This is a genomic window from Oligoflexus sp., assembly GCF_035712445.1.
Taxonomy (GTDB): Bacteria; Bdellovibrionota_B; Oligoflexia; order Oligoflexales; family Oligoflexaceae; genus Oligoflexus.
Genome location: NZ_DASTAT010000055.1, coordinates 84,643 through 111,391, shown reverse-complemented (window position 1 = coordinate 111,391; position 26,749 = coordinate 84,643). Strand labels below are relative to the sequence as shown.

Annotated in this window: 19 protein-coding genes; 10 read left to right on the top strand and 9 right to left on the bottom strand. The window is 55.1% G+C overall.

Annotated features, from left to right (window positions below; all coding sequences use genetic code 11):
• Positions 1-235: cupin domain-containing protein (locus VFO10_RS11455; RefSeq protein WP_325140157.1), on the top strand; the 235-nt coding region annotated here is incomplete at its 5' end.
• Positions 236-895: 660 nt separating this feature from the next.
• Here the strand turns inward: VFO10_RS11455 and VFO10_RS11450 are convergent.
• From VFO10_RS11450 to VFO10_RS11430, 5 genes are all read right to left on the bottom strand, one after another.
• Positions 896-1,936: an alpha/beta hydrolase gene (locus tag VFO10_RS11450; protein ID WP_325140155.1), complete on the bottom strand. Its 1,041-nt coding sequence runs from the start codon at positions 1,934-1,936 to the stop codon at positions 896-898.
• 261 nt (positions 1,937-2,197) lie between these two features.
• Positions 2,198-3,166: a hypothetical protein gene (locus VFO10_RS11445; protein WP_325140153.1), complete on the bottom strand. Its 969-nt coding sequence runs from the start codon at positions 3,164-3,166 to the stop codon at positions 2,198-2,200.
• Positions 3,156-4,181 (bottom strand): alpha/beta hydrolase family esterase, encoded by a 1,026-nt coding sequence (locus VFO10_RS11440; RefSeq protein ID WP_325140150.1) that lies wholly within the window; start codon positions 4,179-4,181, stop codon positions 3,156-3,158. Before VFO10_RS11440 ends, VFO10_RS11445 begins: the two co-directional genes overlap by 11 nt.
• 47 nt (positions 4,182-4,228) lie before the next feature.
• Positions 4,229-5,704 (bottom strand): transporter substrate-binding domain-containing protein, encoded by a 1,476-nt coding sequence (locus VFO10_RS11435; protein WP_325140147.1) that lies wholly within the window; start codon positions 5,702-5,704, stop codon positions 4,229-4,231.
• Between the two features lie 115 nt (positions 5,705-5,819).
• Entirely contained in the window at positions 5,820-6,716 is an 897-nt protein-coding gene (locus VFO10_RS11430) for a M23 family metallopeptidase (protein WP_325140145.1), read from the bottom strand.
• Positions 6,717-6,948: 232 nt separating this feature from the next.
• On the opposite strand from VFO10_RS11430, the gene VFO10_RS11425 reads away from it, so the two are divergent.
• Entirely contained in the window at positions 6,949-7,524 is a 576-nt protein-coding gene (locus VFO10_RS11425) for a hypothetical protein (RefSeq protein ID WP_325140143.1), read from the top strand.
• Here the strand turns inward: VFO10_RS11425 and VFO10_RS11420 are convergent.
• Positions 7,516-10,185 carry a 7TM diverse intracellular signaling domain-containing protein gene (locus VFO10_RS11420; protein WP_325140141.1) on the bottom strand — a complete coding sequence of 890 codons (2,670 nt, stop codon included), beginning with the start codon at positions 10,183-10,185 and terminating at the stop codon, positions 7,516-7,518. The two genes, VFO10_RS11425 and VFO10_RS11420, sit on opposite strands and share 9 nt — an antisense overlap.
• Before the next feature lie 54 nt (positions 10,186-10,239).
• Entirely contained in the window at positions 10,240-13,119 is a 2,880-nt protein-coding gene (locus tag VFO10_RS11415) for a 7TM diverse intracellular signaling domain-containing protein (RefSeq protein ID WP_325140139.1), read from the bottom strand.
• 128 nt (positions 13,120-13,247) lie between these two features.
• Here VFO10_RS11415 and VFO10_RS11410 point away from each other — a divergent pair, with 128 nt between their 5' ends.
• The 6 genes from VFO10_RS11410 (at position 13,248) to VFO10_RS11385 (ending at position 20,681) form a co-directional block, all read left to right on the top strand.
• Complete coding sequence (locus tag VFO10_RS11410; protein WP_325140137.1) at positions 13,248-14,258, top strand: DUF72 domain-containing protein; 1,011 nt, start codon at positions 13,248-13,250, stop codon at positions 14,256-14,258.
• Positions 14,259-14,267: 9 nt separating this feature from the next.
• On the top strand, positions 14,268-16,547 hold the full coding sequence (gene ligD, locus VFO10_RS11405) for a non-homologous end-joining DNA ligase (RefSeq protein WP_325140135.1): 2,280 nt from the start codon (positions 14,268-14,270) through the stop codon (positions 16,545-16,547).
• An 11-nt stretch (positions 16,548-16,558) separates the two neighbouring features.
• Positions 16,559-17,263, top strand: coding sequence for a hypothetical protein (locus VFO10_RS11400; RefSeq protein ID WP_325140133.1), 705 nt, complete (start codon positions 16,559-16,561; stop codon positions 17,261-17,263).
• Between the two features lie 128 nt (positions 17,264-17,391).
• On the top strand, positions 17,392-17,946 hold the full coding sequence (locus VFO10_RS11395) for a hypothetical protein (protein WP_325140131.1): 555 nt from the start codon (positions 17,392-17,394) through the stop codon (positions 17,944-17,946).
• A gap of 69 nt (positions 17,947-18,015) precedes the next feature.
• On the top strand, positions 18,016-19,515 hold the full coding sequence (locus VFO10_RS11390) for an SDR family NAD(P)-dependent oxidoreductase (protein WP_325140129.1): 1,500 nt from the start codon (positions 18,016-18,018) through the stop codon (positions 19,513-19,515).
• On the top strand, positions 19,512-20,681 hold the full coding sequence (locus VFO10_RS11385) for a zinc-dependent alcohol dehydrogenase (protein WP_325140127.1): 1,170 nt from the start codon (positions 19,512-19,514) through the stop codon (positions 20,679-20,681). The genes VFO10_RS11390 and VFO10_RS11385 overlap by 4 nt, the downstream gene beginning before the upstream one ends.
• Before the next feature lie 43 nt (positions 20,682-20,724).
• Here VFO10_RS11385 and VFO10_RS11380 read toward each other — a convergent pair whose 3' ends face one another.
• Entirely contained in the window at positions 20,725-22,887 is a 2,163-nt protein-coding gene (locus VFO10_RS11380; RefSeq protein ID WP_325140125.1) for a catalase, read from the bottom strand.
• 276 nt (positions 22,888-23,163) lie between these two features.
• On the opposite strand from VFO10_RS11380, the gene VFO10_RS11375 reads away from it, so the two are divergent.
• Positions 23,164-24,372, top strand: a complete 1,209-nt coding sequence (locus VFO10_RS11375; RefSeq protein ID WP_325140123.1) for a hypothetical protein — start codon at positions 23,164-23,166, stop codon at positions 24,370-24,372.
• A 69-nt stretch (positions 24,373-24,441) separates the two neighbouring features.
• A complete protein-coding gene (locus VFO10_RS11370; protein ID WP_325140121.1) occupies positions 24,442-25,632 on the top strand; it encodes a glycosyltransferase family 2 protein in 1,191 nt (396 codons plus the stop codon).
• Positions 25,633-25,756: 124 nt separating this feature from the next.
• Here the strand turns inward: VFO10_RS11370 and VFO10_RS11365 are convergent, their stop codons facing one another.
• Complete coding sequence (locus VFO10_RS11365) at positions 25,757-26,656, bottom strand: hypothetical protein (RefSeq protein WP_325140119.1); 900 nt, start codon at positions 26,654-26,656, stop codon at positions 25,757-25,759.
• Positions 26,657-26,749 lie beyond the last annotated feature (93 nt).

The window sequence follows — 26,749 nt, the reverse complement described above, 5'->3', positions numbered from 1 at the left end:
CGTTATCGATGGTCGTAAGACTGAGGTCAAAGCTGACGATGTCGTGATTGTGCCCACTGGCGCGCGGCATAATGTCATCAATAGAGGCGATAAACCTCTCAAGCTCTATACTCTCTATGGTCCTCCCGAACATCGGGATGGCGTTATCCACGCAAGCAAGGCGGATGCTGAGTCTCAAGAGGAGCATTTTGATGGGAAGACCACTGAGAGCGGCCAGGAGATGAGCCTGTCGTAAAATTTCATTGCCTGTGGAACAGTCTGTTGGTCGGGCCTCAAGTCGTGCTTGAGGTCACGAGTCTGCCTATCCACTTCCTCGCGCCGCTGCCGCCCCAAACGCGCAAACCCTTGCTGATGCAGCGTCTGCTCGTCCTTAAGCATTTATTCGAAACCTCAGCACGGAAGTTGCACAGAGACCTGAGGCGCGCGCAGTTTGATATGCCGGCAGGGCTTGGCATCATGTCGTACAAGGCGGCCGAAGCGGACGTCTACCAGTGTGGTCCTCGCGTGCGGTTACGAGACGACTCAATACTGTCCGGATCGAGTTGCGTGCCTCCATAGTTCCTTCGCGTTTGTATCGGAACCACTCAAAGTCTTCCCAGGGTGGCATGAGAAAACTCTGATCTGGGAAACAGCGCGGCCTTATTTCCATGCCCGTACGACCGCAGATGGTCGGGCTCTGATGGGCGGCGAGGATATCCCTTTCCGAAATCCTGCAGCACGTGATCGCGTTTTGCCGAAAAGTGCCCCATAGTTCCTTTGCCATGTGCTACGGCGGGAATGGGATCGTCTACAGCATGATCGCCGCGGAGATCATCACGGCAGGGCTTCAGGGGTATAAGCACCCTGACGCCGAGCTTTTCTCCTTTCAAAGGCCCTGGGCCTGAGTGATGGAACGTCAGGGGGTGTTCAGCTGCTCCGTGAAATACAGGAGCACGCTCTCGGTGAAGGGAACGAAAATCTCGTCCTTTTCGTAGATCAAAGCATGCCGGCCCGGGAACGATTGAATGCGGCACTGACTGAGGAGCGCGCAAAATTTTGTTTGAGCGTCCGAACGGACCACGGTATCGAATTCGGCCTGCGCTATAAAAAGAGGCCGGTTGATTTTCTTAATGTTCTTTTCCTTCATGAGCTGCCCAGTCGCCTTGAGCGCCGCGTAGGTCCAACCGAATGTTGCATTGCCTTGCAGAACTCCGGCTTTCGCTGAATCCTGAATGTATGCTTGGAAGCGAACCTCTGAGGTATTGTCTCCAAATGCGTCGATGGTCAGCGTGCCAGGATCGAGAGGACCGCGTCCGAAGACATACTGCTGACCTTGGCCTGCAAGAATCGCAGCTTTGGTCAAAGCGGTCAGGACGGGGCGTGGGTAACCATCGGTGAAAAGGTCGAACATCGGTGAGGCCATGTAAGCGGCCTTAATCGGAGAATTGGCGTTCTGCTGCAGATGCCTTGTGAGGACGGTCCCACCCATGGAGTGGGTGAGGGCAAGAATAGGCAATTCCTCGCTCGCGAGGAAGGTCTGAAGATAGATGCCAAGGTCTTTGACGTAGTCCTCAAAATCAGTCACATACATTTTCTGGCGTTCGTCGGTCAGCAGCTCGGATCGACCATGTCCCCGGTGTTCATACAGGTGAACGCTGTAGCCTTCCTGATAAAAGAGATAGGCGAGTTCACGGTATTTTAGGACGTTTTCTGAAAATCCGGTCAGGATCAGGATATGGGCTCGCGCGTCATTCCGCAGCCATCGGTAAGACTGCAGGGACTTGCCGCCCGTGCCTATAAAAGCCTCGCTCTGCGCACTGTTGAGAAAGGGGTTCAAAATCTCGCTGAAGGCTTCAGGCAACTCCGTTTCAGTAAAGCGATTTTGAGCGAGTGCGCCCGAACTCAAACTCGTTATCAAGGCAAGGATAAGGATGCTGCGGTTCACCAGGGGAAGCATTGGGGTCCTCCTTAAAGGCCGCTCTATACTCCTTCGCCGATTGGTCTGCAAGGAGTCTCGGAAGGCCAATGGGAGCAAGGTGCTGCGGTGGTACTGAACGGGCTCGTTTTCTCACCGAGTGGTTGAGGAGCACTGCTGTGGTCTCTCTCAGGTGAGTTGCTTGCGCGAATCAGGGGTCTTCAAAACGCTGCGTACCAAGATTCGAAGCTGACGAATAGCCCGGGCGGCTGTGAGCCTGTCCCTCTCGGGCATCTGCATGCTTCAGATATAGCGCAGCATCGTAAACTCCGACTTCACGGCAAAGCCCATGGCTATGTTGATGTTCAACATAGGCAGATTCGTTTCCTCATTGGCTGTCACAATAAAGCGAAGGCCAGGAAAAATCCCCAGCAGATGAAGCGTGCTCGAAGCTTTTAAGTGCCGCCCCAGACCGCGTTTGCGGAAGATACGAGCGACGCCGGTGTAAATGATGGTGGCCGTCATGGGATTCGCGGCGCGGAGTTCAAACAAAGCCAGCCCTGCGATCTGATCCTGACAATAAAGACCAAAGGCCGGCATGGTCATGTCGTTTACCTGCAGGCGCGCGACCCAATCCAAAAAATACGAAGCCTCGCGCGTTCGCACCATGCCGACTGCATTTTGAAAGGGGACATCGGCGTTGCTTTCATTGTAAATATCAACCAGGGCCGCGACGTCACGTGCATCATTCCACGAGAGTGCTTTTAACGTGAAACCTTGATTCTGACTTTGCCAGGACGCCATCAGATTTAAATCCAACTGCTGAAGGTCGAGAACCGACTCTCGCACCTGGCCGACCTTTTGAAAGTGTCCCGTATTCTGGTAATGCTGAACGACTTGCGCATTCTCAACGATCATTTGAAGAATTTCGAGCTGATTCTCATCCCTGATCGCAAGCAGGGTCTTCACCATTTCTTTCGAGGACAGGTCATCGAAGCCAGCCTGCAGAAATTTGACTTCCGCCGTACACACGGAATGAGAGCTATCCAAACGGTAGTGACTCAGGGCGATCATGCGGCCGTTTCGGAACAAAACCAGGCAGCGCAGTCCCGAATTCATCAGAAAAAGCGGCCGGGGATCGCGGAGGAATTGCTCCTCGCTCACCATATCGCGGTAAGGATACGTTTCCTGGAAAATAGCCTGATTTAAACGGTAATATCCCAGCCAATCCTCGGCACTGAAGTGCTCCTGCCGCTTGACCTCAATGCCCATTGAAGAAGTCCCACATCACATCATTGGCCACGATATCCATCGAGGGATGCCCGCTCGCCAGCATCCGGGGTTTTTTTCCGCCGGGCCAGGAATGCCCGCCGGTTTCCGTCACGCAGAGCTGAACGGAGGCCTCGTTGCGACAGCCGGTATAGCGTTCGCAGGTTGCTCCCTTTTTTTCCAGAACGCGCTTCGGTGTTCCCACACAGCCATTGAGCTTCACCCACTTCGCGATCGTATCGGGCACGGAGGTGAATTCGGTGACGGTGGATTTATCGCGGAAGGTTTGACCCGCGCCGCCATGGAAAAGAACGTGATCATCATCCCGCGCATGGATGTGCAGAATGGAGACCGGCGCGGATGGACGGCACTCTACGGTATTATCGGTGCCGGCCACGGCCGCGATCGCCTTGAAGGTTCCGGGCATTTCACAGGCCAGACGATAGGCCATCATCCCGCCATTGGACATGCCGCTGGCATAAACGCGATTCTTATCGAAAGCGATCTGCTCACCCAGCGTTTTAATGATCTCGCGAATAAAGCCGACATCATCCACGTTTTTGTCCCGGGCATAGGCACAGCAGCGGCCCGCGTTCCAGGTTGCAAGCTTGCCCGATGCGAATTTGCTCGCTCCATTGGGGAATACGGCTATGAAGCCCTCCGCTTCCGCTTTGGAAATATGCCCATAATAGGCATCGCTCGCCTGAATGCGCATGTCACCGCCGCCGCCATGCAGAATCATTAGCAGCGGGGCGGGCGTGGCCGGATTCAATCGGGCCGGAACGTGGACCGTATAAAAGCGCGGCACCGCATCATGCACGATCTGAAAGGTGTAGGTTCCCGGTTTTTGCAGCTTCGAGCGAGGATCCGTCAGACCATCAGGCGCGGGTTTGCTTTCCTGCCGTTTGATCCATTTCTCACGCATCTTATCGCGCAAGCCGCCTTCTTGAGAATCGGCATGGCCCACGCCGCCGCATGCGAGCAGCAGGACAAGGCCGAGAGTGTCACGAATTCGCATCAAACACTCCGCATTGACTGTTAAGCGAGGCATCCGCCTCTTTCATTTTACCGATTTCTGCTGAAAGAAACATCATAGGCCAGGTGATAGGATTTCATCACGTCCTCCCAGCTCTGGCTCCTGCCCAGGATCTCGATTTTCTGGTTGAGCCAGCCCAGCAGCTGGCTTTTTCTGGGGGTGATCAAAATCCGGCGCGTAAAGTGCTCGATAAGCGAACTGCTCGTATGAAGCTGAGTCGCCAGCTCGGGCTTTTGCATAAAATAGCTGATCAGCAGGCGCCCTGAGACATTGAAATCGGCTCGGCCGTGAATCAGCATCTGCAGGCAGTGGGACGTGTTGGGAACGAGCGTCTGCTTCACGATTCCCTCGTTCAGGAGCTTTTGAACAGCCGCGTCGCGCCTGAGGGTGGAACTGCCGCAAAGGGTCTTGCCCCGCAGCAGCTCGGGATGCAGGCCCTCCAAGGAAAGCCGTTTGGGGGAGACGATCACAGTCTCGTCTTCGACCAAAGCCCTGGTCCAATCAAAACGCTGTTCCTTGTCATCATTGAACCAGGCCGGCGTGACGAAGGGAACGATGGCCAATTCCCGCATTTGTTCCAGGCGTTCGACCGGTATGCGCGGCACGGTCTGCACTTCGAAGTGATAAACGCCATCGGCCAGGTCGTTCAGATAGCGCTGCAAATCATAGATGAGGCCCTGCTGGGTGGGGCGATCCGTGATAAAGGGTTCAAAATCATAAGGCGTATAGAGCTGGACCTTGGTCCCGTGGCCTGACCGGGGCATATGCTCCCTTTCCAAAAGGGCGAGCTTCGCGTGGACCTCAGGACTCTCCAGGGACGCTTTCAGGGCCTCGCTGAATCGGGGCACGAGGTCCTTGTGCTTTTTATGAAGGTAGGGATAGTTAAGGTCCTCGCCCAGAATGGTAGCCACGCGGATGGTCTTGAAGCGGTCGGTGTGCCTTGGACCCCAGCAGTTTCCAAGATTGTCGATATAAACATCGACCCGTCCGGAATCCACCCATTTCAAGAGTTCGTCACAGTTGCTGCTGATCATGACTTTCGCCCAAGGCAGCTGCCGCGCCTTCACCTGCTGGGACGCATAGAACTGGCCCCGGGGGAAGGCGATCGTCAGATTCTGAGCTTTGATGTCCTCCCAGTCGTAAATCTTCAGGCGCGGGTTCTTTGTGAACGCCACATGATGACTGCGATTGACGATGACATCCACGCGGATGAGGTTCGCATAGTCCGGCTGGCCATGAAGCTCGGGAACCCGGCTCGTGTCGCCATCGAAAACGCCAGAATTGGCGTTATGGAGAGCCTGGTCCTTGGGCTGGCTGATGAGTTTGAAGGACAAGCCCAGACGTTGGAACGCATCCCTATAGAGGAGCTCAAAACGCCGGAAGAGCAAGGTGTCATGACCATAGCCCGTGACAAAGGTGATCGCTCGGGCATCTTCGGCCGCAAGCGGCAGCATCCATCCGAGCAGCAGCACGCTGAGTGCGAGATTTTTGAGCCATCCGGGCATTGCGAGCCCCTCGTTGATCTGGGTATTTTGCGGGATGGAAGGCCATTGGGGATAACCGTAACTTCACTCAATCGGCCCTGAAAAACAAGATCTATATTCAAAATTAATGCCGGGCTTAAAGATCGGAGGACTGACATGGGGAAGATTTTGCGGACCAGCCCGTCACCCCCGCCAGGGACGGTCCAGGCTGGGCGGAGAGCGCCACCGGACGTGAACAGGGCGGCTGCAGAAACGCTGTGGGATCGAGCGGCTGATTTTTGTTATCACGGAATTCAAAATGAAGATGCGGGCCTCGTGATTGACCGGTGGCACCCACGCTTGCGATCAGATCACCTCGGGATACGATCTGCCCCGCCTTGACCTTCGTCGACTGGCAATGCGCGTAGTACGTCCGGCCCTGCTTATGCTGAATGATGACAAGAAGACCGAAACCGGAGCGCCAGCCGCGAAAAATAACTTTTCCATCCTGGGCCGCGAGGATGGGCGAGCCGGCTCTCGCGGCGATATCGAGCCCTTTATGAAAGCGATTCCAACGCCAGGAAAAGCCGGAGGAGATGTAGCCTTCGACGGGAAAGCTCAGCCTTTGCTCTTCATCGGGCAGAAACCATTCATCCAAGGTGTGATACCGCTCCTCTTCCAGAGCCGACCAAAGACCTATTTTAATCGGTCGTAGAAAGGGATCACGCTGCAGTTTCACAATCGGCCATGATTTTTTAACCGAAGCGTTTCCTTCCAGGGTTTTGGTCTGCGCCACCGGCACATAAACGATGGCCGGGCGACGTTCGGGAACAGCGCGAGGGTTGAAGCGTTCCAGTAACTTCAGCGGTATGTGAAAGCGTTGACTGATCGCCCGCATGGTTTCCCCGTCCTGGCGTTTCACTTCATAGGCCAAAATTATTTTGGGTCGACTGCTTTTATTGTACTGGCTGGTATCGCGACGCTCGGCTGGATCCAAACCGGATCCGCATCCGGCACAAAGAAGCATAGTGCTCAGTAGGCTCGCCCGCAACATGGAGTTTCCCTCATAGGTTGACACACAGTCCATCCCACGGGTGTGCCGGCGCGAGAGGAAACGTTGACGTTCGATTCCTTTTTATCGGCTCCCTTGCGGAAAACTTAAGCCACCATCCTGCGTGAATTAGGCCTTAAAATACCTTGTTTTAATAGTGGTTTATCCGATTTTTTGAATTTCCCCGAAGGCCGAACCGATAGAGTAGGGTCCACCAATAGAGGGAGAAACGGCTATGGGGCTATTTTCCAAAGGCAATAGCTACGAGGCAGCGGCAATGGAACTTGAAGAATCGCAGCGGCGGCGGGATCGTACCCAGTCGACGTCCGCGCCTCAAAAAACAGCGGTGAACCCTCCGAAAGCGCCGCCGGCCGCGCCCCCGACTCTGAAGTCGGAAAGCCCGATCCCCGAGGCATCCAAGCTTACCTACGGCATCGAAGATGTCATTCAACTCATGCGTGACCTTCCGGACAACAAAAAGGAAATGGTGATCCTGATCGTCCAGAAAACGCTGGTTTCCGCGAAGATAGACATCAAGAGCATTCTGGAGAAAGCCGCGAAGAAAATCGAGAGCCTTCAGAGCAAGAACGATAAGCTCCGGGCCGAGATTCGCGAGCTGGAAGAGATGATCATTCAGAAAAAGTCCGACGTGGATCGTCTGCGCCGGGATATCGAAGAAACGCAGCAGGTTCGCCAAAGCTTCGAGCAGGTGTACCTGCGCGGCTCCCGTGCGGGTCAGCCGACGCATTTTGATGAGGAGCCGGTCACCACCACGCGGGCCGGCCTCAATCTTGATCAGGTTTCAGGCTGATTTCCGACGCTCGGCCAGGTGGGTGACTTCCGGTATTTGGATATGGAAGCAGGTCCCCTGACCGAGTTTCGTTTGAATCGCAATCTTCCCGCCCAGCTCCAGGACAGCCGTTTCTATGGCTGACATGCCCACACCACGACCGGACAAGGATGTGACCTCGTCGCGCGTCGAGAATCCCGCACGGAAAATAAGAGCCAGCGAATCCTGATCGGAAAGCTTCGCGGCTTCCTCGGCTTTGATCAGACCCTTATTCATCGCCACTTTACGGATCAGCTCGGGATTGATACCGCGGCCGTCATCACCCGCTTCGATGTGGAACGCTTTCTCGTCGCGACGCACGCGAATGAAAATGGTGCCCGTTTCGGGTTTCTCTCCGCGTTCATCTGGAAATTCAAGACCGTGGTCGATACTGTTCCTGACGAGGTGAATGAGGCTGTGGATCACGCCCTGCAGACGATCGGCATCAACGGCGATCGAACCGCCCTCGATGGTCAGATCGACTTTTTTCCCCAGGCTCTCGCCGATCCGCCGTGCTTTCTTGCCAATCGGCCCTATGAGTTCATCGAAGGAAATCTGCTTGATCTCTTCCATCCAATCCGAATAGGTGTCCAGCACTTCGCGCGAAGCACCCTTGTTCTTCAGGCGATCAGACAGGCGGATCAGATGGCTGTCGTGCAGACGATAGGACTTTTCGTGCAGGGAGGTCGGATCTATTTTCAGGATATCCTTATAGGATTCGAGGAACTGATGGATGTTCTGAACCAGCTCGTCCAGATCTTCGACCTGAATTCTGGCTTTATCCTCAAGCTCATGGATCGCGTGCGAGATTTCATCCAGGCCGAAGCTCCCGAAATTGCCTTTGATCGTGTGGAGGATCATGCGAACAGCCTTCTGGCCATCCTCGTTCAGAAGACCGCGGGCCCGCTCCAGATCCACGAAGGACTCACCCAAAAGCGATTTGAAGTTGACCATGGCCTGAAGGATCTTGATCAGAGTCTGGCTGAGCTTGGCTTCCTTTTCCATCTGGGCGACATGGGTCGCATCGGTCAGCGTAATCAGGATGGACTGAATCTTCTGCTGCTCGTCACGGATCACCGCGCTTTGGATCATCACCTGGCGGTTTTGAACAGGCAGGCGGCTTTTGATCATCGACAGCGTCACGGAATCGGGAAGAATATCATCGAAGACCTGGCCCAGAGCCAGCTCCAGGTCACCACGCTGACGGTCATTGAGGCTGAAGAGCTTTGCGAAGTCATCGCCCGCGGCCAATGGCTGCTCCAGAATCTCGGCGCAGGATTTGGTGAAACCGGGCTGGACTTTGAAGGTACTATCGATCAAGAGGAAGCCGGAGCGGACATTATCCAGGATCATCCGAATCGTGGCTGTGCGGTCCTGGACCTTCTTTTCCAGTCCCGTATTCAGGACGCGAATTTCCCCCTCGGCTTCTTCCAGCATCGTGAAGGCTTTGGCAAAGCGTTTGGAGAGAATGATCGACTGGATCAGGATGAAGCAAAAAAGCGTCATGTGGGACACAGCGATGGTCTGTATCACCCCGATCGTGCGGAGGATATCATTCACAGCGCCCATGATGATGATCACAAAGCCGGCGAGGAAGAGTTTGGCGCCATCGGCCCGGTGTGTTGCGGCCCGCACGAGGTAACCGATGTAGAGAAAGCTGGTGCTCAGCATGAAGATCTGGAAAAAAAGCAGGCTGTGGTCGATCGCGCGAAGCGGTCCCAGGAGGACGATGCTGGCAAAGGTCGAAGTGCCGACGGCGACGCTTTTCCAAAGCCAGCGCGGCAGATGCTGTGGATACAGTCGATAGGTGTAATAGCCCATCATGCCCGTGGCCAGGGGGAACGAGAAAAATTCATATTTATAGATGAGGGTCGTGTTCGGATCCTGGAAGAGATGGAAGATCAGAAGACCTTCCGAACGGGTCAGGGTGATGCCGCTCATGGCGAGGCAGAACACTGCGAAGAGTACGGGCTCCACGCCCTTGCCGCGAACGAGGTAAAGAGCGATATGATAGAAGGCCATGATAAGGATGGCGCTGAGCGTGAAGGTGTCACGAATCATCGCATGCCAGCGGGTGGAATCCACACTGATGCGGGGGCCCACTGTAAAGGGATTGAAAGGACCCAGTTTGCCGAAACCATAGCTGGAGGTTTGAACGATCAGATCCACGTTCCTTGTTCCGAATGGAATATTGATGGTTTGAATCCGCATCTTCACAGTTTCCGATTCCAGGTCGGTTCCTACGATACCGTTGCGCGCCTGCTCCACGCCGTTCACCCAGATCCGTGAGGCGCCGCGAATTTCCGGAACCCAAATCGCAAACGGCAGATCGTGCGGCGGCAGGGTCAACTGCAGGCGGAACGTACCGTGTTTGAAGGTATTGGGTAGGCCGTTATTCAGAGCCTTGTCCGGGCTGAAACCCATGCTGTAGGGGCGATGTTCGGAGGGTGTGCGTGGGCTCTGGGCAAAGTCCTGAGGAGTCAGTAATTCACCCCAGTAGACCTCCCAGTCTGTGTTCACGCGGTGCACTTTATTTTGATCGAAGGCCTGCTGACTCAGATCCAAAATGATCTGACTCTGAGCCGCAAGCGGCGTGCCGAGCCAGGCCGCAATAAGCAAGAGGATCTGAAAAACCGCGCGCATACACCACCTCCCAAACGTCATAATTTGATATCGGAGAGGATGCGAGGGTGATGATCAGAATCCGGAACTGTTTCGCAATCGTATATCTTCAGGAACCAGAAGGGCTGGCTGCACCAGGCACTGGGCAGGTATACGCAGGATAAGACGGAAGTTTCTGCGCCCATGAGCAGCCGCACCCAGAAGCTCGATGCGGATATCCCCGCCGAGGCTTTGCAGCAGGGAGCGTACCGCATCCATACCCACACCGCGACCGGACAGCTCGGTGCTTTGGTTTTTGGTGCTCAGGCCCGGAACGAACATGAGCTGGGCACGCGCCTCATCATTGTTCAAGACGGAAGAATCCGCAGCCCGGCGCTCCAAATCCAAAAGATCAAGGCCGCGGCCGTCGTCTTCATAAAAAATGTGCAGTTCATCATCCGTCACCCGGGTCTCGATGCGAATGATACCGTGCCGTGCTTTGCCCGCCGCTTCCCGCTGGGCCGGTTCTTCCAAGCCGTGATCCAGGCTATTGCGCAGAAGATGGGTGAAAACTCCGTGGAGTGTCGCAGCGCTGCCTTCCAAAAGGATGACGTCATCGGCTGTGACGTGAAGCGTCGGCGGCAGCTTCCCAATGCTTCGGGCCAGGGAATCCAGTCCCCGCGAGGCTTCGTCAAGGACCAGGGGCAGGGGATGATAGCGGATTTCCAAAAGCGTTTTTTCCAAGGCGGCCAATTGCAAACGCGACTCATCGCGGGAGAGCGAAAGAGCCGCTTTTTGAATGTAGCTGATCATGCCTTCGATCTGCTGCTTTTTAAGGCGCAGGGTCGCACCCGAGGTCGTCCAGCCGAGCTTTTCACGGGCGATTTTCCCGTAGTGCTCGCAGACGCTGGCCACGTTCCGCCGGTCGTCTTCCAGTTTCAAAGGGTCCCAATCCTGACGTCCCTGTCGAATCTCGCTGAGTGTCTCCTCGGCGAGGTGAACGACATGGGCCAGGTGCGTGAAGTGGTAGGAACGCGCTATGCCTTTGAGCGTATGCATATTGATGAAGAGGCTCTGCAGGGCCTCGGACTTATAGGGTTCAGCGATGATGCGCTGATTGTCGTTCAAAAAATCCTGGGCCTTCTGCAGGAAGCGGATGAAGCGATCCTCGGCGACATCGACCAGCTCCTGCAGGATTTCAATATCCTCCTGACGCTGACGGGCCTGTTTTTTCAACTCGCGAATTTCGCTCACGTCCCGCACGGAAATCAGAATCTGTTCAACCCTGTCCGCTTGATCATGAATCGGCGCCCAATCGAGTTCGAGCTGCTGGGTTTTTCCTGTCGCTTCGTTGGAATAGCTGAATTCCTGCACGAGGTTGGACGCATTCAGTTCGAAGGCGATCCGATCTTCGCCGAGCGATGCGGCCAGGGCCGACTCCATGCGCGCCTTGTGATCCGGCTTCAGATCACTTCGATCCAGCAGCAGCTCTTTGATCGTTGCGCCCTCAATGTGATCGCGGCCGATGATCGTGCGAAGAGAGGCGGAAAAAAGCGAACCGATTTTCTGTGACCCGGCTGTCAGGGTGAAGATGCCCTGGTTCAGGTTGTCGAGCAGGGAGCGTATATCACGCGTTTGCCTTTGCACTTCCGTATGCAGTTCGGCGCTGAGATGTTCGGAACGGTTCAGCGCCTGGGCGAATTGCTTGCTGATGATCTGGCTTTGGCAGGCGGCGAAGATCGCCATGCCGAAGGTCATCCCGTTACGGCCAAACTGGATGAAATTCAGGGCATTGAGTAGTTCAAAAAGAGAGGCGATGACGATCGCGCTGATCCCGAAGAGCACGATGCGAGCGTCCGGTTCCCCGGCGAGGACAGCTCGCAAGGCCAGATAGCCTGAGAAAAATCCCAGAAGGATTCCCGTGATAAAGAGGACGTTGCCCACCGCTCCAAAAATGTGAGAAGGGGTCAGGAGCACGAAAAGGATACCGATCAAACTCACTTTGGAAACGAGTTGCGTCATCCAGGACGCAGCGAGTTTGGGGAAGAAACCGCGCACCGAACAGAAGGCGGCCCAGGGCAAGGTGAAAAGAGTGATGTAAATGATCTTGAAGGAGAGCTGAAGTCCCCAGTAGCCATCCCCGAAATAATCGAGACCATAATGATTGAAGATCCAGGTGCGCGCCAGGAGAGTGGCCGCGATAAAAGTCAGATAGAGGCTGCCTTTATCCTTCGGTCTATAGAAAAAGAACATCAGATTGTAAAAGCCGATGAAGAGCATCACACCGAACGCGACCGAGTTGCTCTTGAGCGCTGAGTTCACGGAATTCATCACAGGTGCTGCATAGCCAATAGTCGGGGGATACCAGAGTCCGCCCCAGGCATGGACGTGATTGGCGACTTGAATCATGAGGTAGGTATCACCCTGGGCCGCCGTGAGAAAGGGTATGACCTGCCGCTGGGATAGCTCGGATTTGGACTGAGCGGCATCCTCCGCGACATGCCCCAGATTTTCCACGGGGGCTTGGCCGCCTCGACCCTCGCTGTCGAAGACATAGATACGGGCGCTGACATAAGCCGCCGTTTCCGCTATCGCAAATATTTGAGCCGGGGGCAGGTTTTTGAGGCGCAGGATGTAAGTTCCGTAGCCGCGCTCACTCTTCAGGCGATCGGGAGCGCTCTGCTGCATGGAAAGACCTATGCGCGTGGTGGGTAGACGATCCCCCTCCCTTTGTCGACGCAAGAAATCATCGGGCGCGAGCAGTTCGTTGCCAACGAAATACCATTCTCCATAAAGCGTATAAATCTGATCGGGGTCCCAGGCGCTGGCATCCAATTCTCCAGCCTTGGCCGTCACATGCTGGCCCGCAAAGGCTGGACTGTTCATCAAAGGAAGCGAAAAAACGAGCAGAAGTCCCAAGAGCCTAAGGAGCTTAGGGATGGATCCTGATTGTTCTGCGGCTTTGATGAACGACACGCTCTTTTCCTTTGTCTGGGCCTCAGAAGTATCGGCAGAATAAGCATGAAAATGAAAAGTCTTGCTGTCAAAACCCCAGCCTCATGCTTTGCCCTTCCTCCCCGATAAATGAGCAGGAGGCTTGAGATATGTTTTCGATTTTCGTAGGCATGGCAGGGTGGTCCTTTGATGGTTGGCGGGGCAGCTTTTATCCGGAAGGCTTGAAGCAGAAAGATGAGCTGGCTCATGCGAGCCGCCGCATTCATACCATCGAAGTCAACGGCACCTTCTATTCCCTTTTTCGACCGACGTCTTACCTTGGCTGGTATGCCGAGACTCCCGCGGATTTTAATTTTTCGCTGAAAGGTCCCAAGTACATCACCCACGAGCGGCGTTTGAAGGATTTTCAAACGCCTCTGAATAATTTTCTCGCATCAGGCATCCTTGCTCTGCGGGAAAAATTGGGCTGCATCCTTTGGCAATTCCCCCCCACTATGCCCTTCACCAGGGAACGCTTCGAACCTTTCTTTGCCGCTCTGCCGCATGATATGAAGACGGCGGCCGCGATGGGGCAGGGGCATTCCTCCTGGCTTGATGGCCGCACCTTTCTGGATGTGCAGGAGAATCACCGCCTGCGGCATGCTGTGGAAGGTCGGCATCCGAGTTTTCGTGATCCGCTTTTCGTGGAACTCGCAAAGCAGTATGGGATCGCGATCGTCGTTGGTGATACCGCGGGACGCTGGCCCTTGATCGAGGATGTCACCACGGATTTCATGTATCTTCGCCTGCATGCGGATGAAGTGAAATATCCGAACGGATATACGAAAAAAAGCCTGGAATACTGGGGGCAGCGCATCAAGACCTGGTCGCTGGGATCGCAACCTGAGGATGCGGCCCTGGTGGTTCCAGGACAGCCGACGCCGATGCCGCGCACGGTCTTCGCATACTTTGACAATGATGTGAAGGAAACAGCGCCTTTGAATGCGCTCAGTATGATCACGCTGCTGAAGCAGGAGGGAATCCTGCCCGAGCGAAGCGTGGATGCCTGGCAGCCGGCGCTGAAAGAAAAGAAAGTGACCAAAGCCAAAAAAGCCAAAACCAAAAAGACCATCAAAGTCAAAAAGAAAGCCAAGCCCAGGACGCGGAAAAAAAGCGCCTGAAAGGATCGCATGGGCCTTCAGCAGTACCGCAATAAACGCAACTTCAAGAGCACGCCCGAGCCGGATGGATCAAAGTCCAGCAAGAAGGCGAGCCCGGCCCTGCGTTTTGTGGTTCAGCTGCACGAGGCTTCGCGCAGGCACTATGATCTGCGCCTTGAAATGGATGGCACCATGAAAAGCTGGGCGGTTCCCAAAGGGCCGAGCCTGGATCCCATGGAGCGACGCCTGGCGGTTCAGGTGGAAGATCACCCCATCGAGTATAACGATTTTGAGGGCGTGATTCCGCCCGGCAACTATGGAGCCGGGGTGGTCATGATCTGGGATGAAGGCACCTATAGGGCGCGGGCCGTGGAGTATCCGGCGCAAAATGATGAGGATGCTTTACGGCGCGGACTTGAAAAGGGACATATCACCTTCATCATGGAAGGCAGCAAGCTCAAGGGGGAGTTTGCTTTGATTCGATTGGCGAAGAGTGATGGGGATAACTGGCTACTTGTAAAAAAACATGATGCGATGGCCAGTCGCAGCGAGATCACCCACGCTGATCGTTCCGTCCGCAGTGGCCGCACCATGGGAGAGATCGCAGCCCTGGCGCCTTCAGAAGGAAAGATCTGGGGTTCGCAGAAGAAGACAATGAAGGTGGAGGAGAAGAAGAAGGACAAACCTGTTCGTTCGAAAACTCCCAGTCTCAAGCGGAAAAAACTGGCTCCAGCCCTTCAGAAAAAGGCCGAAGCGGCCTCTTTAGCGACGGGAAAACCCATCGCCTGGAAACCTGCAGCAGCTCTGCCGGATCTGAAGAACACGGTGACCTTTCCCCTCTATGATGGATACCGGGCTCTTTTGCGTGTGGATGAGGACGGGGATATCGGTCTGACCGCGAAAACCGGACTGTCCCTCAGCAAGCGTTTCCCCCGGCTTTTAAAGGCTCTGAAAGGCCTTGAGGGACCTTTGCTGCTCGATGGGCTGGTGGTTCCCCTGAACGAGGGCGGCGAGCCCCGACGTCGCGGTCGCGCTGCGGCCAAGGCTGAACTGCGACACGCCTTTTATATCTATGACATTCTCCATGTTGATGGATATGATCTGGCCGGTCTGAAGCTGAAGGACCGTTTAAGCGCCATCCAGGACCTGCAGCTGATCTGTGATGATCTCCGCTTCGAAGACAGTGCGGACGAATCGGAATCGACGATTGGTGTGTTGCAAAGACTTGCCGATGAAACATATCACGGCAAAAACCTGCCGCGGACCGCGCGGGGTCATCGCGAAGCCCGTCCGCAAAGGGAGGCTGTGCACGAGAAAGAAGCGATGCCAGGTTCCCGTCATGAAGTTTTAGGCCGGACCGCAAGGCCCGGAGCACGGCAGCAGGTGGCGCTCACCAACCTTGAAAAGATTTACTGGCCGCAGGAAAAAATCACCAAAGGCCAGCTGCTCGATTACTATAAAAATGTCGCAAAGTTCATGCTGCCCCATCTCAGAGATAGACCGCAGTCCCTGAACCGTCATCCCAATGGCATAAACGGCACCAGCTTTTTTCAAAAGGAAGTGTCAGGTGCGGTGCCGGGCTGGATGGAAACGGCGACGATCGGCTCGGGACGCTCGGGAAAAACGGTGACCTATGCCCTTTGCCAAACGGAAGCTGATCTTTTGTTCCTCGCGAACATGGGCTGCATTGAAATCAATACCTGGCTGTCCCGGGTTTCGGCCATCAATTCCCCTGATTTTATAGTGTTTGATCTTGATCCTGGAAAAATTCCTTTTGATGCGGTGATCGAGGTCGCGCGCACCATCAAAAAATTGCTCGATAAGCTGAAGGCCCCGGGCTACTGCAAAACCTCCGGTTCCCGCGGCCTGCATATCTATGTGCCGATCAAGGATGCCTCCAGTTTTGATGAGGCCCGCCTCTTCGCCCAAAAATTTTCCGAGGAAGTCCACCGCCTGCATCCCGATACGACAAGCCTGGAAAGGTCTCCCGAGCGCCGCGCGAACAAAATTTATCTCGACTATCTGCAGAATCGCATAGGCCAGACCATGGCCGCCGTCTATTCCGTTCGCCCGAAACCCAAGGCCACGGTCTCGACCCCGCTGCGCTGGACCGAGGTCAAAGCCGGGCTGGATCCGGGAATCTTTACCATCACGACATTGCCAAAGCGTCTCGCAAAATGGGGCGACCTCTGGCAGGACATGGATGCCGCGGCGGTTTCGCTTTCCGACTGTCAAAAAGCTCTGGATGCCCTCGTTCAGACTGGGAAAAAATTGCCTAAACCCCCGCGCCGGCCAGTCGATAAGGGCTGAGGAGGTGTTTCATGGCTCCTAGCAAGGGAAAAAAGACAGGATCGTCACCGGCCAAGGCCGCGGGTAAATCCCGAGCGACCAAAGCGCGAACCAGTGCGGCAGCAGAGGCCAAATCCACGTCGCCCAAGGGATCTGCAGCGAAAGATCCTTTTAAGACCAAAAAATCGCGGGTGCCGACCAGGCAGGCTGATAACGTCATGACCCCTCCTGATGACGTCGCCGAAGCTGTCGATGCGTTCCGTGCGGCGCAGGATCAGGCGAAGTTTTATGAAGGTGAAGCCACCGTCCATAAGAACACCATCCTCAATTACGCAGCCGAAGAGTATGCGCGGCGTTTATTCACCGGCGAAGGCAGCGGCTTTAAAATACAAGGCGTCGAAACGATGGCCATGTATGTCGTGCAGGATGCCAGTGCCGGTATCAGTGAAGAGGACGTGGAGGAATTTACAGAGCGCTGGGGCGAACGCGCCGCTCAGGATCTCGTCGTTCGGGATTTTGGCAGCATTCGCTTCAATGAGGCCGTTCTGGAAGCCAACTACGACGCTGTCGTCGCAGCTCTGCAAACTCTGCCCCCGGAAGTTCTGGAAAATCTCTTCAAGCCCATGGCCATGAAAGCGCGTTCCGGTGCTGCGGAGCTGGCACGCCGTCACGTGAAGAGCGCCGAGGAACTTCGTGAGATTATTAGACATCTGAAATTAAGAAATTACGTACGCTAGAGCAGTTGTCAGGCCCGCACAACCCGTGTAGTAATGGTCGCTCGATGAATGAGTGACGACTGGGAAAAAGCGGGACGCGGATGTTGCCTGGCATTTTTGATTCGACGATCTTCAGCGGTGGCAGGCACATGGTCAGCGGCCCAAAACATATACGCCCCATCCATCCCAAAACGGAAATCGCGCCTTCGCGGGATGCCATCCAGCGCATTCTGGATCGCGGCTGGTGGGGGCAGGTCAAAATCCACGGCCATCGCGCGCAGATTCATATTCCGAGCGAGAATGCTGGTGATGCCGTGGTGTTCAACCGCCAGGGCCAGCCGCATCGCAAGGTGCTGCCACCGGATACCCTGCGGGAAGTGATGCGCATCTTCGCCCCGAACAAAGGCTGGAATGTCATCGATGCCGAATGGCTGAAAGCCGATGACAGACTTTTCGTTTTCGATTTTCTGAAGCATGAGGATCAGCTGCTCGACGCGCGCACCTATGGCGAACGTTACGCGCTTCTGCCCCGCGCATTTATTTCTCCGAAAGTCCTCGTTCTCCCCGCGCTCAAGACTTTGGATCAGTGCCTCGCGGTGCTGGCTGATCCGGCTCCGCATGTGGAAGGATTGATCTTCCGTTCCCCTGAAACCCGTGGATTCGTTGATAGCGGCATTGTTCGCTGTCGCAAAAAACCCGAGTAAATCCCCGCGATTTTGGCAAGATTTATGCACCATCCTCCTGACGATCCCGTCAGGCAGGAGGGCAGAATTTTGGAAAAAAATACGCAGAGACCGTTCGCCGTCATTACTGGAGCATCCAGTGGCATCGGCTTTGAATTGGCTCGGGAATTCCATCAGCATGGCTTTGATCTCTTACTCGCCGCTGAAGATCCGGGGATCTTCGATGCCGAACGATCATTCAACGGCAACGATGCGTTCATCAAAGGCATACAGGTGGATCTTGCATCGTATGAAGGCGTCGAGACTCTCATGCAGGTCATCGAAGAGCTGGGACGACCCGTGGATGCTGCCGCGATCAATGCCGGCGTCGGCGTCTCAGGAGCTTTTAGCGATACGGATCTGCGTGCCGAAATAAACCTCATCCATTTGAATGTTGTCTCGGCAGTTCATCTGGCGAAACGATTGATTCCCGGCATGAAGGCTCGTGGACAGGGCCGCATCCTTTTCACGTCATCCATTGCCGCCACCAGTCCCGGCCCTTATTTGGCCGTCTATGCCGCGTCGAAGGCTTTTCTGCAATCCTTCGCCGAGGCCATTCGCTACGAACTGAAAGATACCGGCGTGACTGTGACTTCACTCCTGCCCGGAGCCACGGAGACTGCGTTTTTCGCGCGCGCGGGCATGGAGGATACCAAGGTCGGTTCCGAGAAGAAGGATGACCCACGCGATGTTGCACGGGCTGGCTTTGAAGCGCTGATGGCCGGTCGGGACTCGGTCATTGCAGGGGCTTTTAAAAACAAGGTGCAGGGAACGCTGGCCCGGCTTTTGCCAGAGCCTTTAGGGGCAGGCATGCAGGCTCAGTATAACAGGCCTGGTTCCGCGGCGAGCGGCCTGACCCGCGCGAACTTTGTTAATTTTCAAGGGAGTAAGCCCATGCATCACAATGTTTCGAATACGGAGCGCTTCGCCTCCATCGCCTTGGGATCCACAGCTCTTTTCAGAAGCTTATTCGGCAGAAAGCGCGGCACCTTCAGTCGTCTGACGCAGGGCGTCGGCGGCGCTGGCCTGCTCTATCGAGGTCTGACTGGTTATTGTCCCGTGTATGAAAAAATGGGCAAAAGCACGCTGCAGGATTCACCCGGACGTTTGCCCCTGAATTTTGAGAAGTCGATCGTGATCAATAAATCCCTCGACGAGGTGCGGTCCATCCTGGGTGAGAATGATCCGGTCTGGCAGAATTCCGACTCCACGCTCTTTCCCATCCGCGCGGGTGATCAGCTCTGGGATCTGCGGCTGAAGGAATCGCATGATGGCAAGCGCACCTTTCTTTACGCCTCGCCATCAAGCCAGGACAGCAGTGAATTCAAAGGCGGCCGTCTGCGCATCGCCGGCATGAAGCAGGCCCTGGATGGCGAATTGCGCCGTTTGAAAGCGCTTTTGGAAACCGGCGAGGTGCCCACGATTGAAGGCCAGCCTCACGGTCGCCGCAGTGCGGTCGGTCATGCTGTGGAAACCATCACCGAGACCGTGCAGGAAAAAATGCACAAGGACGTTCCGGATCTGACGCCTGCTGTGGAGGCATCGCTATGAAAGCTTTGTGCTGGCAAGGAACCAATACTGTCGCTGTCGAGCGGGTGCCTGATCCACGGATTCTGAATCCGCGCGATGCGATCATCCGCGTCACCAGCACAGCGATCTGCGGCTCGGACCTTCATCTTTATGGAGGCAAGGTGCCGACGCTGATGAAGGGCGATATCCTCGGTCATGAATTTATGGGCGAGGTCGTTGAACTCGGACCGGCCGTTAAAAATCTGCAGATCGGCGACCGGGTCGTGGTGCCCTTCAATATAGCCTGCGGCAACTGCTATTTCTGTGAGCGCAAAATGTTTTCCGCCTGTGATAACTCCAATCCCAATCCGGGGCTTTCGGAAGCGGGCACGGGACAGGCCTGCTCGGCGCTTTTTGGTTACACGCATATGTGTGGCGGTTATGCCGGCGGCCAGGCCGAGTATGTGCGCGTGCCCTTTGCGGACGTCGGCCCCTTGGTGGTGCCCGATGATCTGAGCGATGAGCAGGTGCTCTTTCTTTCCGATATTTTCCCAACCGGGTATATGGCCGCGGAAAACTGCGATATCGAACCTGGCCACGTCGTGGCTGTGTGGGGTGCGGGCCCCGTCGGGCAGTTTGCCATTCGCAGCGCATTCATGCTGGGGGCTGAACGCGTTTTTGCGATCGACCGTTTTCCAGAACGCCTTGCGCTCGCACGCGAGGCCGGAGCGGAGGTCATCAATTATGAAAACGAAGACGTCTACGAGTATCTCCAGGAAGCTACGGGTGGACAAGGTCCAGATGCTTGTATTGATGCGGTCGGCATGGAGGCCGAAGGCCATACGATCGATGCACTCATGGACTCGGCCAAAGCGATTTTTCGCGTCCAGCCGGATCGTGCCCACGCGCTTCGGCAGGCCATTCGCAGTTGCCGCAAGGGTGGTGTTGTATCGGTCCCGGGCGTCTACATAGGTCTTATTGATAAATTCAATTTCGGAATGGCCTTCAACAAAGGCCTGAATTTTAAAATGGGGCAAACCCACACGCATAAGTACATGCGTCCTTTATTGGAACGCATACAAGCGGGGCAGATTGATCCTTCGTTCGTCATCAGCCATCGCATGACTCTGGATGATGCGCCTGAAGGTTATAAAATGTTCCGCGATAAGCAGCAGGCCTGTACGAAGATTGTGATGCACCTGCACTGAAGTAAGGCGGCAGCGGGAATCATCCCGTTGCCCTTTCTTGATTTCAGACCGGAGGCTGACGTTTTTCCTCGCGTACCCAGAACCTATAGCTATGCATCGCCTGCACAAAGTCCTTGCACAAGGCGCTGCCATCCGCACCCAGCAAAAGTCCATCCAGCTCCATGGTCTGCCCCGCGTCCAAGGCTTTCTCATGAACATCCTGAGGTAGAATGCGCAGAAGGCCGGCGCCTTCCAAAAGATAGCGTGCTTCACCGGCAAGCCCTATGGCTTTGCAATGGCGGAAGGCTTCGGCAATGAATCGCAGGGCGTTGGGTTCGACCTCCAGCTTGCGCACGCTGGCTTCACCACCCGGAACGAAAACGGCATCAAAGAGGACCGAGGTGGCGGTTTCGAGCGAGAAATCCGCAGTAACGCCCTGACCTTCATGAGCTGCTATGGTTCCAAGGTGTGCGCCCACTACCTTGGCTTCCGCTTTATGGGCAGCCAGGGCTTTCACAAGCGCGCTGTACGCGCCCTCATCGAAACCATCCGCCACGATCACGGCGACCTTCATGCTGGCAATGCCGGGGTTCTTATGCCTTAACATGCTCAGCGCAGGGGATTCCGCCACATCCCAACGGGTCGGCAGGGACTTGTAATCGGCGGCTTTCGCGTCGGCTGGAACACCGTGATTCACATCCAGGTCCGGCAGGGGTTCCGCTTTCAAGCCGAGGCCTCTGGCCACGGTTTTGGCGAGGTCTTCATCCACGCGCAAAAGAAGGCCCAGCATACGCGAGCGGATGGCTGTCGTTTCCACCTTGCCGAGTTCAAACTGAAGGGCCTTGGCTATGTGTTTTCTCTCAAAAGTCGTCTGACTGATATAGAACTGCCGCGCCTGGCTGAAATGATCGAAGAATTTAGGACCGCGGGCGCGCGACTTCACTTCGGTCATACCCTCGGGAAAGCTTTGGAAACCGCCTTCACTCGCTTTGGATTGGAAGGGGCAGCCGCCAGCCAGGGAGTTCGGTTGATAGGCGACGCGACCTGTGTTGACTGTGTGCCGCATGTGAGCATCACGCTGATTATTGTGCACAGGATTCAAGGGACGGTTGATCGGAAGCTCGGGAAAGTTGGGGCTCCCGAGGCGGCTCAATTGAGTATCCGTGTAAGAAAAAAGGCGGCCAGCCAGCAAGGGATCATTGCTGAAGTCGATGCCGGGAACGACATGACCAGGATGGAAAGCCACCTGCTCGGTTTCCGCGAAGAAGTTATCGGGATTCCGATTCAGAACCAGCTTGCCTACGCGGGTCACTGGAACCATTTCCTCGGGAATGATTTTGGTGGCATCCAGGATATCAAAATCGAGTTTGGCCGCATCCGCTTCCGAGATCATCTGAAAGCCAAGCTCCCATTCCGGGAACTGGCCTTTCTCGATGGCTTCCCACAGATCGCGACGGTGAAAGTCGGGATCGACGCCATTGATTTTCAGAGCCTCGTCCCAAAGAACGGCGTGGAGTCCCTGCAGCGGCTTCCAATGAAATTTTACGAAGACCGCCTGGCCTTTGTCATTGATCAGACGGAACGTATGAACGCCGAAGCCTTCCATCATACGATAGCTGCGGGGCAACGCGCGATCGGACATCACCCACATGATCATATGCATCGACTCGGGCATCAGGGAGATAAAATCCCAGAAGGTGTCATGGGCGGATGAGGCCTGGGGTATTTCAGTATGCGGCTCGGGTTTCACGGCATGTACGAGGTCTGGGAACTTCAGGGCGTCCTGAATGAAGAACACCGGCATATTGTTCCCGACAAGGTCGAAGATGCCTTCTTCGGTGTAGAATTTAACGGCAAAGCCGCGGGCATCACGGGCAAGATCAGGCGAACCGCGCGAGCCGGCGACTGTGGAAAAGCGAACAAACACCGGTGTCTTTTTCTGAGGATCCTGCAGGAAAGCAGCCCTGGAGATGGCGGCCATGGGTTTATAGACTTGAAAGTATCCATGGGCTCCGGCGCCGCGCGCATGCACGATGCGTTCGGGTATGCGTTCATGGTCGAAGTGGGTGATCTTTTCCCGAAGATGGAAGTCTTCCAGAAGGGTAGGGCCGCGGGGGCCGGCTTTCAAAGAGTTTTGATCGTCGGCGATGCGAACCCCCTGATTGGTGGTCAGGGCCGCTTTTTCATCACTCACCGTCGCGTTTTGTATATTCTGATTCTTTTGCATGGATTCTCCGTGCCTGGAATTGGATTCAGCTCCGGGCCTTAAGCAAAAAGCATTCCGGCTCAAAAAAATGTCAGAGTGGCAGCTCACAAAGTTTCTCGTCCTGCTTCCATGAGTGGCTATGCGACAATGAAAGATCACCTGCCTGCTGGCCATGTGCAGCGCCTCACAGAAAAAAGAAGGCAGAATAATGACCTAGTATTTTTATGTTGATGCAAAACCTGTTCAGGCTGTAAAAGCCTTCATAGACGCATTCGCCCCTAAAAGGAGATCAATTCCATGTTCGTTCAACGATTCAAGTTCTGGATGGCGGGTCTTGCCCTCATAACAGCGACCGTTCTGGAAGCGGCGGATTGTTCTAAACCTGTGCGGGGCTCGTTAGTGGACTCCCAGGAAATCAGCACGCTGAGCGTGGATCAGCTGAACGCGCAGCTTACGCCGCTTGGTTTGCAGGCCCGCAATGCGGTGAAGCTCTATCGAGTCGTCTATGAAACGGTGACACCGGATAAAGCCGCAAAGCCCATCCAGGCTTCAACTTTGATCGCCGTGCCTGATGTCCCGGCTCCTGTCTTTCCCTGGATTCTCATTCAGCATTACACCGTGCTCGGGGACCGCGAGGCTCCTTCAGTGGCGCCGTTTGAAGGACTTTGGGAAGCTTCGCAGGGTTTTGCGGCGGTTGTGCCGGATAACCTTGGTTATGGAGCTGCCGCGGGCGTTTATAACGCCTATCTCTTTGCGAAGGCCTACGAGGAAAACGGCCTGGATGCTCTGCGGGCGGCGCGGGCCTTTTCGAAGGCTGAGGCTTTGAACTTTGGTCCGCTTTTTCTGAAGGGTTATTCAGAAGGGGGATATGCGACCCTTGCCCTTTTGCAAAGACTTGAGAGCGATAAAAAGCAGGAATTCACGGTCGTCGCTGCGGCTCCCATCGCCGGCCCTTACGATGTCAGCACCTTCCGCCAGGCTTTGCTGCAGCCCCAGATCAGCTCCATCTTTTTGAATAACCTTATCCTGTCCTATGAAACCTGGCTCTCGCCGCGTTTGAATCTGGACAAGGTTTACGCTCTGGATGTTCCTTTCATCCGCGACCTTTATGATGGCAATCGCATCGCGGGGGAAATCGCTCCGGCCTTGCCTACGGAAACCAAAACCATCTTTGAAGCCAGCTTTGTGGATGACCTTGCCCTGGAAAAGCCGAAGACCCGCAATGCGAAACTTTTTTTGCAGCAGCTCGCCGCCAACAGTCTGCCGCGTGGTGACTGGACGCCGCGCACGGCGACCCGTTTCTTTCACTGCGTGGATGATGATGTTGTTCCTGTGGGTCTGACTCAGGCCACGGTCGGCCGCATTCTGCAGAAAAATCCGGCGGCGCCTGTTTCCCAGGAACTGCTGGCCAGCCAGGATCCGGCGCAGCCTTACCGTCATGCGAGCTGTCCTTTGTTCTATTCCTACCTGAGTTACTTCGCAGGCTTTTTGCAAGCCCCGCAGTAGGGATGGAACGCAGGGTCGCCTCCTGGAGGTGACCCCTTACGAGCGGCCTGACATCGGAGTGAATGCTTTATGCTCGAAGCCCTTGCTGTGCTTATTCTGCTGTTCTGGATCACCCGCATACCGCATTTCCGTAAATCCGTCCTGCGTGAGCTTCCTGCAGATTATCAGCTGAATTCGAGTCCGAACGTTTCGCTCATCGTGGCAGCGCGGGACGAGGCCAGCCGCATCGAGGGCAGCGTCCGCTCTCTTTTGCGCCAGGACTGGCCGGGCAAAGAACTGATCGTCGTCGATGACCGTTCGGTGGATGGGACGTCTGAGATTCTGGATGGTCTTGCGCTTGAATATCCTGAACTGAAGGTCATTCACAATCAAGAGCTGCCCTCAGGCTGGATCGGAAAATGCTGGGCCCTGCATCGCGGTGCGTCGGTCGCCAGCGGCGAATGGCTGATCTTCTGTGATGGTGATGTGATGATGGAAGCGCATTGCGTGCGGTCGGCGGTGACAGTGGCCGAGACGGAACGCCTCGATCACCTCTGCCTCGCGCCACAGATGATCAGCAAGCATTTTCTGCAGGATGCCGTGGTTTTTTCGCTGACTTTTCTTTTCTACATCTTTCAAAATCCGAAGCATGTCTTTGATTCCCGCCGCCTTGAAAATTACATAGGGATCGGGGCCTTCAACATGATAAGGCGCGAACTCTATGAACGCTGCGGTGGGCATAAGGCCCTGCGGCTTGAGATCGTCGATGATGTTTTTTTAGGAATGCTCGCCAAACGGCACGGCGGGAAATCGGGATTCTTTTTGGGGCATAAGCTGGCTCATATCCATTGGTATGAAGGGCTTGGGGCCTATATTCGCGGGCTTGAGAAAAATGCCTTTGCCGGTCTGCGATTTTCCTGGGGACTTTTGGCCGCTGCGGTGCTGTTTCAAAGCCTCATTTTCCTCGTGCCGCCCTTGGGATCTTTCCTGCTTTGGCAGAGCAGCGGGATGCTCTTTCTCGCTTCTTGCGTTTTGTCTCACGCACTTTTTATGCTGAACTGCCATCGGCAGGGCGGACCGTGGACCCGCGGGTTCCTCCTCGTTCCTGCCATCCTCATTCAATTCGTGACCTTCATCCGCTCGGCCTGGGTCATGACGCAGCAGCAGGGCGTGATATGGCGGGGAACATTCTATCCGCTCGGTGAACTGAAGGCCGCTCAAAAGATTTTGCGCGGCCCTTTGTTGCCCTTTCGTGTGCGTTCCAAGTCGACCCGCCTTTAGCGAGCCTGCAGCGACTGCAGAAGATTCTTGAACTCATTCACATGGGTTTGCTCGTCCCGGGCTATCTCTTCAAAGCGCCTTCCTATCCGCTGAATTTGATGTATATCGTGGGACCGCTGCCTTCCTATCCGCTGAAATTGATGTAAAACGTCATCATCTTCTGCGTGTATTCGGGGTTGTGGATCTTGTACTTGGTCGAAACCATGGACGATCCCCTATACTCTTCCATGCGCCAGCCGATTCCAAGGTATTCGAGCGCTCGATATTCCGCTCCCATAGTCAGCACAATGTCATGGGGTATCTTTTGATTGTCATCACTGAACTGATGCCGCACGAGAGTGATGGGATCTATGCCTGCTTCGCCATAGCCGACAAAATCGAAAGGCAGGTGCAGGGAAAGACGATAGGAAAAAGGCAGATAGAGGTAACCCGTATCCATTTTCTTATCAATGGCGCTCGTCCTTTGCGGAGAATAAATATCAAAGTCGCGAAAGAAGCCAAGCCTGAATCCCCAGAAAAGTTGATGCTTCAGAAGGAAAAAATCACCGGGCCACAGCACGTCGCTATCCAGAGCGCCGATCAAAGAGAATTCGGCCAGCGAACTAAACCTATCCGTATCACTGCCGAGGATGGGATCGAGAGAAAAAACACTCTCCGTGGATCCCAGGCGCAGGCCATAGCGTTTGCTATCACCTTCCTGAGCGGCTCGCTCTTGCCAGGAGTAACTGATGATCTTCGAGCCAGGAGCGGCTTCACCTTCGCGAACTTTTCTTTTTTCTTCAGCCACGGCTCCCTGTTCCGCTGCATACCGGCTGGATGCGTTGGAGAGAGCGGCGCCGAATTCTCCGCTGGAATCAACCAGGGAAAATTCCTGAATCCGCATGTCCAAAGATCGGCGAGCTCCCGTATAGCTTTCATACTTCACCTTGAGCGTACCGTAGTGGTATTGAATGCTGCTCTCTGCTCGCATTTGATTTTCCATGACGCCGAATCCAAGAGCCAGGAACCAGGAGAATTTTCGCATAGCTGATCTCGTCGTAAGTTGTGAGGCTGATAAAGTAATGGACGCAGAAATACATAGCTTAAACAGGTCAGTCGTTAGAGTGGGATAAAAATT